Source organism: Vallitalea sediminicola (genome assembly GCF_054408565.1).
Genome location: NZ_BTPT01000049.1, coordinates 26,361 through 39,734, shown reverse-complemented (window position 1 = coordinate 39,734; position 13,374 = coordinate 26,361). Strand labels below are relative to the sequence as shown.

General features: G+C 31.1%; 12 protein-coding genes. All 12 read right to left on the bottom strand.

The annotated features are described in order from the left end of the window. Nucleotides 1–184: 184 nt before the first annotated feature. The 12 genes from metK to ACX6CF_RS19930 all read right to left on the bottom strand — a co-directional run bounded on the left by metK (nt 185) and on the right by ACX6CF_RS19930 (nt 13,329). Complete coding sequence (metK, locus tag ACX6CF_RS19985; RefSeq protein ID WP_458787134.1) at nt 185–1,375, bottom strand: methionine adenosyltransferase; 1,191 nt, start codon at nt 1,373–1,375, stop codon at nt 185–187. Nucleotides 1,376–1,433: 58 nt separating this feature from the next. Next, nucleotides 1,434–1,907 carry a COG2426 family protein gene (locus ACX6CF_RS19980; RefSeq protein ID WP_458787133.1) on the bottom strand — a complete coding sequence of 158 codons (474 nt, stop codon included), beginning with the start codon at nt 1,905–1,907 and terminating at the stop codon, nt 1,434–1,436. A 482-nt stretch (nt 1,908–2,389) separates the two neighbouring features. After that, nucleotides 2,390–3,499 (bottom strand): phosphodiester glycosidase family protein, encoded by a 1,110-nt coding sequence (locus tag ACX6CF_RS19975; protein WP_458787132.1) that lies wholly within the window; start codon nt 3,497–3,499, stop codon nt 2,390–2,392. 112 nt (nt 3,500–3,611) lie between these two features. Continuing rightward, complete coding sequence (locus ACX6CF_RS19970) at nt 3,612–3,956, bottom strand: rod-binding protein (protein ID WP_458787131.1); 345 nt, start codon at nt 3,954–3,956, stop codon at nt 3,612–3,614. 19 nt (nt 3,957–3,975) lie between these two features. Beyond that, entirely contained in the window at nt 3,976–4,791 is an 816-nt protein-coding gene (flgG, locus tag ACX6CF_RS19965) for a flagellar basal-body rod protein FlgG (RefSeq protein ID WP_458787130.1), read from the bottom strand. 54 nt (nt 4,792–4,845) lie between these two features. Next, on the bottom strand, nt 4,846–5,616 hold the full coding sequence (locus tag ACX6CF_RS19960; protein WP_458787129.1) for a flagellar hook-basal body protein: 771 nt from the start codon (nt 5,614–5,616) through the stop codon (nt 4,846–4,848). 15 nt (nt 5,617–5,631) lie between these two features. Then, on the bottom strand, nt 5,632–6,618 hold the full coding sequence (gene mreB / locus ACX6CF_RS19955) for a rod shape-determining protein MreB (RefSeq protein WP_458787128.1): 987 nt from the start codon (nt 6,616–6,618) through the stop codon (nt 5,632–5,634). A gap of 328 nt (nt 6,619–6,946) precedes the next feature. Continuing rightward, nucleotides 6,947–7,225, bottom strand: a complete 279-nt coding sequence (spoIIID, locus tag ACX6CF_RS19950; protein ID WP_113672597.1) for a sporulation transcriptional regulator SpoIIID — start codon at nt 7,223–7,225, stop codon at nt 6,947–6,949. A 101-nt stretch (nt 7,226–7,326) separates the two neighbouring features. Continuing rightward, nucleotides 7,327–8,379: an FAD:protein FMN transferase gene (locus tag ACX6CF_RS19945; protein ID WP_458787127.1), complete on the bottom strand. Its 1,053-nt coding sequence runs from the start codon at nt 8,377–8,379 to the stop codon at nt 7,327–7,329. Nucleotides 8,380–8,573: 194 nt separating this feature from the next. Continuing rightward, a complete protein-coding gene (locus ACX6CF_RS19940) occupies nt 8,574–9,428 on the bottom strand; it encodes a peptidoglycan DD-metalloendopeptidase family protein (RefSeq protein WP_458787126.1) in 855 nt (284 codons plus the stop codon). Nucleotides 9,429–9,614: 186 nt separating this feature from the next. Continuing rightward, nucleotides 9,615–10,553, bottom strand: coding sequence for a stage II sporulation protein D (spoIID, locus tag ACX6CF_RS19935; protein WP_458787125.1), 939 nt, complete (start codon nt 10,551–10,553; stop codon nt 9,615–9,617). Between the two features lie 310 nt (nt 10,554–10,863). Then, complete coding sequence (locus ACX6CF_RS19930; protein WP_458787124.1) at nt 10,864–13,329, bottom strand: glycogen/starch/alpha-glucan phosphorylase; 2,466 nt, start codon at nt 13,327–13,329, stop codon at nt 10,864–10,866. Nucleotides 13,330–13,374: the final 45 nt, after the last annotated feature.

Here is a 13,374-nt window from a genome sequence, read left to right as displayed (position 1 = left end):
TGTGGTATTCATTAATACAAAAAAGGCACAAACCATCAAAATGGTTTATGCCTGTTATTTACAGTAACACACCAATAACTTTAAAGTTATTATTTCTTATATTGTATCATTTAAGTAGAATAATGTCAATAACTATACAAAATTATGTTATCTTATATTCAAATATTTTTATGTCAATCCTAGATTATGCTTTTACTACACTTTTCAACTCTTCTGCTTTGTCTGTTTTTTCCCATGGAAGATCTATATCTGTTCTTCCAAAGTGACCATATGCAGCGGTTTGTTTGTATATTGGTCTTCTTAGATCAAGATCACGAATGATTGCCGCTGGTCTTAAATCAAAGTGTTCATTGATTAAGTCAGTTATCTCATCATCAGATATTTTACCTGTATTATATGTATTCACTAAAACAGATACTGGTTTGGCAACACCAATAGCATATGCTAATACAACTTCACATTTAGAAGCTATACCTGCTGCAACAATATTCTTAGCAACATATCTAGCTGCATAAGCTGCTGAACGGTCAACTTTTGTTGGATCTTTTCCTGAGAAAGCTCCTCCACCATGACTAGCGTATCCACCATAAGTATCAACAATGATTTTTCTACCTGTAAGTCCAGAATCACCTTGTGGTCCACCAATTACGAATCTACCTGTTGGATTAATAAGGTATTTAGTATTATCATCCAATAATTCTTCTGGAATAACTGGTTTAATAACATGTTCTATTATATCTTTCTTAATTGTTTCAAGCTGTACATCGCAGTCATGTTGAGTAGATACAACTACTGTATCAACTCTAACTGGTTTATCATCAATATATTCTACAGTTACTTGAGCTTTACCATCAGGTCTAAGATATTTTAATGTCTTGTTCTTTCTAACTTCTGTCAATCTTCTTGTTAGACGATGAGCTAGAGAAATAGGCATTGGCATTAATTCTTCTGTTTCATTACAAGCAAAACCAAACATCATTCCTTGGTCACCTGCACCAGTAGCCTCTAATTCTTCTTCTGTCATTTTTCCTTCTTTTGATTCTAGAGCCTCGTCAACTCCCATAGCAATATCTGTGGATTGTTCATCTATAGAAGTAAGTACGGAACAAGTGTCACAGTCAAAACCATATTTTGCTCTGTCATAACCGATTCCTCTAATTGTTTCTCTAACCAACTTAGGAATATCAATATAACAGTTAGTAGTTATTTCTCCCATTACAAGTACTAAACCTGTAGTCACCGCTGTTTCACAAGCAACTCTTGCGTTAGGGTCTTTTGCTAAAATAGAATCTAAAACAGTATCAGATATCTGATCACACATCTTATCTGGATGTCCTTCTGTTACAGATTCAGAAGTAAATAATTTTCTCATAATTTTTCTCCTTTCGTTTATTCACAATACTTTTATATTGCCGCAAGCTTAATAATCTAGTCTACGATACTAGAATTTTTATACCATATGATATGATAATCATAAATATTCCTGCTGTTGCTGACCCTAAGATAACAGATATCAATGATTTTTTGAAATCTAATCCTAACAATGATGCAATTGTGGAACCAGTCCATACTCCTGTACCGGGTAAAGGTATTGCAACAAATAGAAAAATACTCAAATACTTATAATTATCTTTCACTTTTTTACTTTTTTCTAATGCTCTGTCTTCATACCAACAAGCTAATTTACTAAGAAATTTCACTTTTTTTAATAGCTCTAATACATGTGGTATTAAGAATAGTATGAATGGAGCTGGGATAATAGCTCCAAGTAATGTCCAAAAATATGCTTGACCTATTCCATATTCACTTAATGCCGCTAAAGGAACCGCTCCTCTTTGTTCTATAAGAGGAGTTGCTGAAACAATCATTAGTTCAAGAATGGATAAAGGTAATTTAAATGGTACCATATATAACCTCCTGATTATTGTTTATACTCCTAATTATAAAATTTTAAAAACGTTACTTTTTCATATTCTTAAAAAGTAGAACTTTCCTATAAGATAAAAAAGGGCTAAGTATGATACTTAGATACTTATTAAGTGTAATTAAAACTTATATAATTATATTATTACCAAATTTTACTAATAATACCTTTTATGATAGAACTATTAGTCTAGAGCCCTATTCATAGGTTAATTAAAAGCAAGAAAGATTACTTTCCTATAGATAAAATAAAACCTTCTTGATGTCAAGAAGGTTTATAACTATATTAAGCCTCATCGACGTTAGCAGAACCACCTTACTTGGAAGCAGGCTGGCGTAGGGTCACTGAGCTAACTCTCTACCCTAACTCTTGATAAGTATCAATTATTTTATTCAGTTTTTAGTATAAAAATTCTACGTCTATCTTAGCATATAAAAAATTTAAATGCAATAATATTTTATCAAATTATTGTAGAAAATTATGAATGAAAGTTCTTATCTTGTAAAATATTTTACTAATGATATTTGTTTTATACTTAACTACTATGCTATGAGCTACCTTACGTTCTTCTTTGTTTGACGGACTGTTGACTACCTTGTTTTCATATACCATAGTACTTGATGCTCCACCATCTAGATATACAGCATTAACGCAGCCTTCTTTTAGCATTATATCTCCACAATTTTTGCCTGTAACACCATAACTATAATCAGGTTGTCTACCATCAATAACTTTTATGATTAATCTATTGTCCTTAGTTATACCTAGTATTGTTCTTGGATTAGGTATTCTAGTATTACCCATGAGAGGTTCATATTCTTTTGCAATATTAACTGAATCTTTTACTAACCATCCTCCTGATTGAAAAGCCTCTTCAACAGGTCCAATACTTGGAGTATAGGTAGTCTCTATCACAACGGTTTCATTTATTTCCATCAAATCGTACTTATCACTATCTTCAGTTACTCTACTAAGAACATAGCCATTACTAGGAATATCTACAGGTTCATTAGTAATTAATTTTTCAACTACTTTATTATTATCTATAACATAATTTATACTTTTTCTAGTTATACGTGTTGAGTTACCATAGATACTGGAATATAATACCCATGTTTCATCATCAGCTGCATCGTTCATTGTCTTTATAACTATGCTATTATTATTATCTTTCATATTAATTCTTATCTCTGTTTTAATATCACCAATAAATGTCTCACCTGATTGTAAAAAAGCTACAATCGGTGTATAATCATTAGCTTTGGTTATTATTTTCTTATCTTTCACCAATAGACCAATATGATGTCCATACATTGTATAGAACATACCATTGACACCCGCTACAGCCTCATTATCCTTAACCATTACACTCGTTTTTTCAAACCCATATATTTTACTAAAAGATAATACATTGTTTATTGTTACACCAGGATCATTTAAATCAACTTCAAGAGTATGAACTTGCTGAGTTTTATTATTTATAGTTATATTTTCATTATTATAAACCACAGGTACATTATAAGAAGATAGACTTAATATTAGATTTATCACTATAATGAATCTTATTATACCCATTCAATCACCTTTTTAATGAAATTGGAAAAAAGGGGCTGTCTCAAAATACATTTTACGCCTACATTAAAAACTTATAGCCATAAATAATGTGTTATGAAACAGCCTCTCAGTTTTACTTTAATGATTTAGATAATTGCTTATACATCATATCAGAAATTCCAATTCCCTTTCCTTCAGAAATTTCTTTTGAATACTCATCATATAACATATCCTCAAAAAGTTTTTCACCTTGAGATTTTGGCATCAGACCACCACTATGAACTGTACTTCTCATTTCTTTAAACAATTGATTTACAAAATATTGTTCGAATTCTTTACAAGCTTCTTTTAATTGTTTGTCATCTTCTTTTTCTACAGCTTCATTCAATGTAGCCTCAAAAGATTTAGTTTCAATCTTTTCTTTTTTTTGCAATAACATATTATTATAAGTATTACCATTAATACTTGATATATCCATAAGTTTTTATCCTTTCACTCTATCTCTTGAGATTATTAGCTTGAGATAGCATATCATCGGAAGTCTGTATTGCTTTTGAACTAACTTCATATGCTCTTTGGGCAACTATCAGATTAACCATTTCTTCAACAACTTGAACATTAGAACCTTCTAATGAACCCTGTACAATCTGACTCTTCGCTATATCTTCGTCTTCGTTCTCTAAAATAGGCTCTCCCGAAGATGTTGTGGCTCTTAATAAGTTGTTTCCCAAAGCTTCGAGTCCATTAACGTTTCTAAACTGAACCACTTTTATCTTAGTATCCATAGCAACTACTTCATTGTCATTAGTTACATAACTAAATGAACCATTAGAATTAATATTAATCTTTTTAATATCAATATTAGAATCAAAATAAATAGGTTCATCATTAATATCTTGTACTTGATATCCTTCAGATGTTATAAGCATCTGTCTGTCATCAACTAATGCAATTTTGAAACTCCCATCTTTGGTATATACTTGTTCTCCGGATTGATCTTTTACTGCGAAAAAACCATCTCCTGTAATTGCTAGGTCCAATGGATTATCAGTTTTTTGAATTGTACCTATAGTATAACTTCTAACTGTACCAACAGGTTTAACACCATGTCCCACTTGTAAATTCACTGGTTTACCGTTACCTTGTCCATCATTACCAGCTTTTGCCATTGATTCGTATAATAGTGATTTGAATTCAAGTCTTTCTTTTTTATATCCTGTGGTATTAACATTAGCAAGATTATTAGATATAGTATCAACATTCATCTGTTGAGTCTTCATACCAGATGCTGCTGTATACAGTGATCGCATCATACTACATTCATTCCTTTCGAATTGCTAAACTATCTTTAAATACTCTTCCCCACTCTACAATCTTCCTACTTCATTTACTGCTTTCTTTAAAGTCTCATCTTGAGTCTGTATTACTTTTTGATTAGCTTCATAAGTTCGCATTACACTAATCATATCGACCATTTCTCTCACAGTATTAACATTAGAACTTTCCAAATATCCTTGTAGTATCTTTCCACCAAAGGAATTTTCTTTCGTTTCTTCTGTTTTATTATAGAGGTTATCCCCTACTTTTCTAAGGGATTCAGGGTTTTCAAAGTCTGTTAATAATAACTTATCTATTTCTTTGTCATCATCAAAAATAGTACCATTTTCCGATATTCTAACATTACTACTACCACTAGGTAAGACTATCTTACCATTTTGTCCTAAAACATAATTTCCCTCTTTGGTCATAAGTGTTCCATCCATAGCTATGGTAAAAGAACCATCCCTAGTATATTTTGTTTGTAGATTCCCTTCAGCATCTTCTATACCAACGCTTAACATACCTGTTCCTAATATAGCAACATTGTAAGGATCGTTAGTTGGCGTAGCTCCGCCTTGTGAATTATCTGTATAGACTTGTCCTACCCTACATCCAAGGGTCATTTTACCAATAGTTTGATTTCCTGGTACACTTGAATCATTAACTTTTTTTGTTAATACACTATCAAAGGATTCAATGATAACACCATCTTTTTTGAATCCAGTTGTATTTACATTTGCCAGATTATTAGATATAATATCCATTTTTTCCTGTTGTGCTATCATTCCATTTGAAGCAGTATATAAACCTCTTACCATGATTTCACCTAACCTTTAGAATTTCTGATTTGCTTGATATTCTACATATTGTCCTGTTCCAATAGCTACACAAGTAATTGCATCATCTGCTGTGATTACATTAATACCTGTCTTGTTTTCTATTAATTGGTCAAGTCCTTGCAATAAACTACCGCCTCCAGTTAAAACGATACCTCTGTCAGATATGTCAGCTGATAATTCTGGTGGTGTTTTTTCAAGTACACTGTGAACAGCTTCTACTATATTAGAAGTAGCTTCTTTTAGTGCTTCTTCTGTTTCTACTGATGAAACAGTAATAGTTTTTGGTAGACCTGTTATAAGATTTCTTCCTCTTACATCCATAGTTAAGACTTCTGGTCTTTTGTAGGCTGTTCCAATTTTGACTTTAATTTCTTCTGCTGTCCTCTCACCAATTAATAGATTATGTTTCTTTCTCATATATCTTACTATAGCTTCATCAAAATTATCTCCAGCAACTTTAATGGAAGTGCTGACAACAGTACCTCCCAATGAAATGACAGCTATGTCAGATGTTCCTCCACCTATATCTACAACCATACTTCCACAAGCTTTACTTATATCAATTCCTGCTCCAATGGCAGCCGCTATGGGTTCTTCAATAATCTCAACTTTTCTTGCTCCAGCTTGATACGTAGCATCTTCAACAGCTCTTTTTTCAACTTCAGTTACACCACTAGGTACACAAACTGTAATTCTTGGTTTTCTAATTCTTTTACCTATAGATTTTGAAATAAAATATTTAATCATCTTTTCTGTTACTGTATAATCTGAAATGACACCTTGTCTAAGAGGTCTTATTGCCACAATGTTACCTGGTGTTCTACCAAGCATCCTCCTAGCTTCACTACCTACTGCTAATATTTTATTAGTATCTCTATCTATTGCAACAACTGATGGCTCTCTTAATACAACACCCTTACCCTTAATATATACGAGTACATTTGCAGTTCCTAAATCAATTCCAATATCTGTTCCAAACATTTGTCAATCCCCTTCCGTAGTTTAATTATTTATATTTTTTTAGATTTTTATACTTAAATTTATATTATTCAAGAATTATTTCATATTTTTTATGTCATCAATCAAGTATGAATTCAAACCGTTATAAACTAGTATTTCCATATCTATTATTATATACAAATACTGCAAATTTTCAAAGGGGAAATTTATTAAATTTTTATTAATATCGGCTTTTTTTGTACATCTTATTAGGTTTCCACAAGAAATATTAAAAATAGCACGTATTTTATTCAAAAAAATATCACAAAGTTTTATATTACAGCAACAAAAAAACCGAGGAATCTCGGTTTTAATAAAGTGTAGGTCTTGTATTTGTATGAGTCATATTAACATATTTCGCCCTTGTAGCTAAACCACCTCTAATATGTCTTTCAGATTTATTAATGTCAAGGACCTTTCTAGCTTCTAAAGCTAACCCTGGATTTATCTTACTAAGTCTTTCTGTTACATCCTTATGTACCGTCGACTTGCTAATACCAAATTTTTTGGCAGTTTGTCTAACAGTAGCATTTGAAGTAATAATATAATTCGCCACCTCAATAGCCCTTTCCTCTATATATTGCTTCAAAACGAAATCCCCCTCGAATCATTACTTAGTTAAATATATGGGATTTAGTTTGAAAATATACATGTTTTTTTGCTATTAATTCGATTCCATATCCATTCATATTACTGCTTACCTATTTTATTTGTAAAATCTTTTAATTTAAAATCAGTATCTGTGAGTTGGAACATCTTCCCTGCTTCTGATGTTACATATACTTCTTTTTCCTTAGTAATGAATATAGCACCTACATTATCAATATCCTCCACAAATTTATATCCATCTTCTAAACCCATAGAAAATACAACAGTTGATAAACCATCTCCATCTACAGAATGATCAGATATGATGGTAACCCCAGCTAAATCATTATCAACTGGGTAACCTGTATGTGGGTCTAAAATATGATGATACTTAACTCCATCCTCTTCTAAGTATCTTTCATAGATTCCTGAAGTAACTATACTTTTTTGTCCTATTGTTGCAACTCCCAATTCTCTACCTCTTGAGTTAAAAGGATTTTGCACTCCTATTTTCCATGAATCCCCATTAGGTTTATTTCCAACAGTTAGTATATTACCACCTAGATTGATAATTGCATGTTCCAATTTATTTTCTCTTAGATATTCAGATACCTTATCGGCTACATAACCTTTTGCAATTCCACCTAAATCAATCTGAGTATCCTTTTTTATATGTAATGTCAAATTCTCTTCATCTAAAAAAATATTTTTATAGTTTATTTTACTAAGGGTATCATTAATCTCTTCCTCACTTGGTACTCTTGCATCTTCTGTTCCAATACCCCATAGACTTACAAGAGGGGCTATTGTTATATCAAATCTACCTTCTGACAATTTCGAGTAGTATAATCCTTTTTTAATTATATTAAATGTGTCAGTAGATAACTTGATATCTTGAATATCATTGCTATTTATCTTGCTTATTTCGCTTGTTGAAATATTTCTGCTGACTTTACTTTCTATATCAGAAATAACATTAAAAACCCCATCAAAATCTTCTTCATCCACATCTTTTCCATATAGGGTAACTTTTACAAGTGTACCTATTAAAAAAGTTTCATCTGATATTTTTTGATTCTTTGATTTGAGGGTATTACCGCATCCAGTAAGTGCAATTGATATTAAGACTACTAGTAATAAGATTCGCTTATTCATGAAATATCCTTTCTAATTCGTACTTTATATACTTAAGATATGTACAATTATAACAATAGTTTTTAGGATTAACAAGATTAAGAACATAATTAAAGAAGCTGTCCCATAATATCTAATACACTCTATTTCGGAAGAAAACGTATATTTTTTATGGAACAGCCCCTTAATTATTTCCTTTTCAGGAGGCTAGATTATTATTTAATTAAGTCAATAGGATTTATTGGTTTTTCATTGTTAGTTATTTTAAAATACAAGTGTGGAGCTAACAATACATGATATTTGGAAGGTGTTTCAACTTGACCCAGTATCTGACCTTTTTTAACAAGATCGCCTTCTCTTACTGATAGTTGTTTTTTAAGTTGTCCATATATTGTTTTATATCCATTTCCATGATATATTGTTACTGTCACTCCAGATTCAGGTAGAACTCTTATAGTTTCAACGACTCCCTCGGCTGCAACCTTGATGTCTTTTCCCTCATTTGCTGCTATAAACAATGCTGGATTGATTTTATATTGATCGAGAGTTTTGAAATAAACTGGTGTATCCATACTAAAAGGTATTAATATATCACCTTCTACAGGCCATATCATATTTTCCTTGTCAGCGTTATAACTTATATTAGGTTTAACAACTGGAGCTATCTCAATCATTACTGGTTTTTCTTGTGCTGTAAGTTCTGGTGCAAGATGTTCTTCATAAGTATCCGGATTACCACAATCCCCTTCACCAACAACCTGTTCAGTATTTATAGTAATAGGATTAATAGCTTCAACAGCCTCTGATTCGTATAATTCATTTTCTGTATAATCTCCATTTGGTTCTAGTTCTTCATCTTCTGTTTCATCATTCTCTACAAGATTTGCTGTTAATTCATCAGTAATTTCATTGCTAACTACATCACTATTGAGATTAGCAATCTCTTGTTCTTCTTCTTTAGGTTTTACCCATACTAAAATTGCAATTAAAAAGAGTGTTACACAACATGTAAACAAAGCAAAATAGAATTGCTTCCTTTTTATGTATGCAATTATATTTTTTAATTTCATCCAAATCACCTCATATTTCTATTAAAAAATGTTGGTATTACTAGAAAAGATTTCATTACTATTGTTACAACTATATTATTACCAGAGATTGGATATTATATTCATACAAAAAAAAATATATCTTAAACCTTGAAAGGACTCATCTATAATCCTTTCTATAGGTGTAAAATATATCTTTATATTTATTTATCTTGAAATAACATTTACTGCTGTATCAGTATAATAATGTTCTAGTATCTCTTTATATGTATATCCTTGCTGTGCTAAAGAGTCCGCCCCATATTGACTCATACCAACTCCATGACCATACCCCTTACATGATACTTCAATGTTTCCATCTACATTATCAATAGAGAAATTACTGGATTCTAGCCCTAAATAACTTCTGACGACTTCTCCATCTAATATCTTATTACCTATTTGAATCTGTGCAACATACCCTTCTTTGGTTCTACTTATAATCTGGATTTCATTGATAATTTCATTAGTATATGCTCCAAAATCATTTATACGTTCTTTGATTTTTGAAATGAATTCCTCTTGAGTGAACGTTTGCTTATGTAAATATTCAGGTGAATTAATATCTTCTGAACTACTAACACTAACTAAATATGGAATATCTTCTCCCCATACATCTTTTGCTGATTGAGTCATCCCTGCACTTGTAGAGTGAAACACTGCTTCTATCAAATCTCCCTCATAAACGACAACCTCATTATTAGTGTTAACAACAGCATTTCTTATTTTATTATAATATTTAGCAAAGTTCTCTGTACCCCAACTGACTTCCATATCTTCCTTAGTCAAATAAGCCTGTTCGCTATTATTAAATATATGATTAGAATCATTTTGCATTTTTTTTAATGTAAATGTTCTAGCAGCAACTGCTTGAGCCTTCAGAGCTTCATCATAAAAGTTAACTGGCATCTCTGCTGCTACTACACCAATAAGGTAATCATTCAGATTCATATTTTGTTGTTTTTCATTAACTAAGACTTTTACACTTTCCTTAATCTCTACATTATGCTTATCTCTTGGTATTCCTTTAATTACTGTAGTAATAAATATTGGAATAAAACAAATTATAAGCACTATTAATAATATTGATATTATTTTCTCCCTCATCTAATCCTTTCCTTCCAAAGCCTATATTCCTCTTGTCCCAACTTTCACCAATTACTTATTTAACAAGAATTACATTATCAAGTAAATTTTTATCATAAGATAATTCATAAGAAGTATTTAATTCCTATACAAGATATCATAATTAACTGGTATCTTTCAGGAAAAGTTCTATTAATTTAGCATATGAGGAAGAAACATCCTCATATGCATTAAATAAATTTTCTTCTCTTATTCACTTTTACTTTTTATGGATTTATCTCAATAACATTTATATGCTAATAATTTTATTATTATGAGGGTATAGTCCAAATTAATTGCTCTCCATTTCAACGGTAGTTTTTTCTAGATTCCATATTTCCTTTGCATATTGTTCAATAGTTCTATCCGACGAAAATTTTCCACTATTAGCTGTATTTAGCATTGCCATCTTAGCCCACTGTCTTTGGTTAGAATATGCAAGGTCAATTTTATTATGAGCTTCTTTGTAGCTATCAAAATCTCTCAATATGAAATATGGGTCAGGTCTACCTCCGTCTCCGTTCAATAGTGAATCGTATATTTCTCTGAACAAGTCAGGATCATCTGGTGAATAGAAACCATTAATTAATTGAGTTACAACTTTTCTTATATCAGCATTATTATTATATAAATCCCAAGGATCATAGGAGTCATGATGCTGAAACTGTATGACTTCTTCTGATGATAAACCAAATATAAAACAATTATCTCTCCCTACTTCTTCTACTATCTCTATATTAGCCCCATCCATAGTTCCTAGAGTTACAGCCCCATTAAGCATAAGCTTCATATTTCCTGTTCCTGAAGCTTCTTTACTGGCTGTAGATATTTGCTCACTAACATCTGCCCCAGCAATAATTATCTCAGCATTAGAAACATTATAGTTTTCTATAAAAACCACTTTTATCTTATTTTTAATGTTTACATCATTATTAATCACATCAGCTACATTATTGATTAGTTTTATAATTAATTTTGCCCTTGTATATCCTGGAGCTGCTTTTGCTCCAAATATAAAAGTTCTAGGTATAATATCAAGGTCAGGGTTTTCCAATAACCTGTTATATAGATGCATTACGTGTAGAATATTCATCAACTGTCTTTTATATTCATGCAATCTCTTAATCTGCACATCAAATATTGACCTAGGATCTACTTCAATATTATTATGATTCTTGATATACTCAGCAAGTCTCACTTTATTTTCATATTTTATTTTCATGAATTCTTTTTGTTCTTGTTCACTATCAGCGTATTCTTCTAGATTTTTAATATGAGATAGATTGGTTATCCAATCATCGCCTATTAGACCTGTAACAAAATCTGCTAATTTAGGATTTGCTTCTAATAAAAATCTTCTTTGTGTTATACCATTAGTTTTATTATTAAACTTTTCTTTGAAAATTTCATAAAAATCTTTCAGTTCTTCGTTCTTTAATATTTTTGTATGCAACATGGCAACACCATTAACGGAATGGCTTCCAACAATACACATCCAAGCCATCTTAATCTGCCCATCCATAATTATTGACATATTATGAATGCGTTCCTTATTTAAGTGAAATTCCTCAACAAGTCTTAGGCAGAACCTTCTGTTGATCTCTTCAATAATCATATATATTCTAGGTAGTAATCTACTTAATAATTCTATAGGCCATTTTTCTAATGCTTCACTCATGATTGTATGATTGGTGTACGCACAAGTTTTTGTTGTAATCTCCCATGCTTCTTCCCATTCCAGCTCTTCTTCATCTAGTAATATACGCATTAATTCAGGTATTGTCAGCGAAGGATGTGTATCATTAATATGAAATGCGATTCTTTGTGGTAATTCATGAATATCATTATGTTTTTGTTTGAATTTATTAATGACTTGCTGAACTGTTGCCGAAATAAAAAAATACTGTTGCTTTAATCTAAGCTCTTTGCCCATATAATGATTGTCATTAGGATATAATACTTCTACAATAGATTTAGCTAGATTCTCTTGTTCTACTGCTTTATGGTATTCACCTCTATCAAAAGATTCCAGGTCAAAACCCACAATAGCTTCTGCATCCCATAACCTTAAGGTATTAACCGTATTATTGTTATATCCTACTATTGGTATATCATAAGGTATAGCTTTTACTGATTGATAATTTTCTTGAATGAATTTATCTCTTCCATTTGTAGTCTTCAATACTCTAACATTTCCAAGAAACTTTACTTCTACACCATATTCATCTCTTCTAACTTCAAATGGATTTCCATTCTTCAACCATTCATCTGGTCTTTCTACTTGATATCCATCTATAATTTTTTGTTCGAATATTCCATAACGATATCTAATACCGCATCCATATGCTGGATATTCTAAGGTAGATAAGGAATCCAAGAAACATGCAGCTAATCTTCCAAGTCCTCCATTACCAAGTCCAGGATCAGGCTCCATATCTTCAATGACATTTAAATCAAGATCTAATTCATCACACACCTTTTTAACAACATCATTTACTTTCATGTTTATTATATTATTTCCAAGTGCTCTTCCCATAAGAAATTCCATAGATAAATAATATACAGTCTTAGGATCTTGTTCATCGTAGGTTTTATGTGTTTCTATCCATTGGTCTATAATAATATCTCTTACTGCAAAGGCTAGAGCTTGAAAAATCTGCTCTTTAGAAGCTTTATCAATAGTTTTTCTAAATTGATTTTTTATATTTTCAAGTATAGCTTCTTTTAAGTCATCTACAGTAACATCTAATCTATTCATTAACATCAATCCTTTCAATAATATGCCTTATCTTCTTTTACATAT

Excerpts from the sequence above, each read along its gene's own strand:
- ACX6CF_RS19930 (WP_458787124.1), bottom strand. The coding sequence starts at position 13,329 with ATGAATAGATTAGATGTTACTGTAGATGACTTAAAAGAAGCTATACTT.
- flgG (WP_458787130.1), bottom strand. The coding sequence starts at position 4,791 with ATGATGCGATCACTGTATACAGCAGCATCTGGTATGAAGACTCAACAG.
- mreB (WP_458787128.1), bottom strand. The coding sequence starts at position 6,618 with ATGTTTGGAACAGATATTGGAATTGATTTAGGAACTGCAAATGTACTC.
- ACX6CF_RS19970 (WP_458787131.1), bottom strand. The coding sequence starts at position 3,956 with ATGGATATATCAAGTATTAATGGTAATACTTATAATAATATGTTATTG.
- spoIID (WP_458787125.1), bottom strand. The coding sequence starts at position 10,553 with ATGAGGGAGAAAATAATATCAATATTATTAATAGTGCTTATAATTTGT.
- ACX6CF_RS19945 (WP_458787127.1), bottom strand. The coding sequence starts at position 8,379 with ATGAATAAGCGAATCTTATTACTAGTAGTCTTAATATCAATTGCACTT.
- ACX6CF_RS19940 (WP_458787126.1), bottom strand. The coding sequence starts at position 9,428 with ATGAAATTAAAAAATATAATTGCATACATAAAAAGGAAGCAATTCTAT.
- ACX6CF_RS19960 (WP_458787129.1), bottom strand. The coding sequence starts at position 5,616 with ATGGTAAGAGGTTTATATACTGCTTCAAATGGAATGATAGCACAACAG.
- ACX6CF_RS19975 (WP_458787132.1), bottom strand. The coding sequence starts at position 3,499 with ATGGGTATAATAAGATTCATTATAGTGATAAATCTAATATTAAGTCTA.
- ACX6CF_RS19980 (WP_458787133.1), bottom strand. The coding sequence starts at position 1,907 with ATGGTACCATTTAAATTACCTTTATCCATTCTTGAACTAATGATTGTT.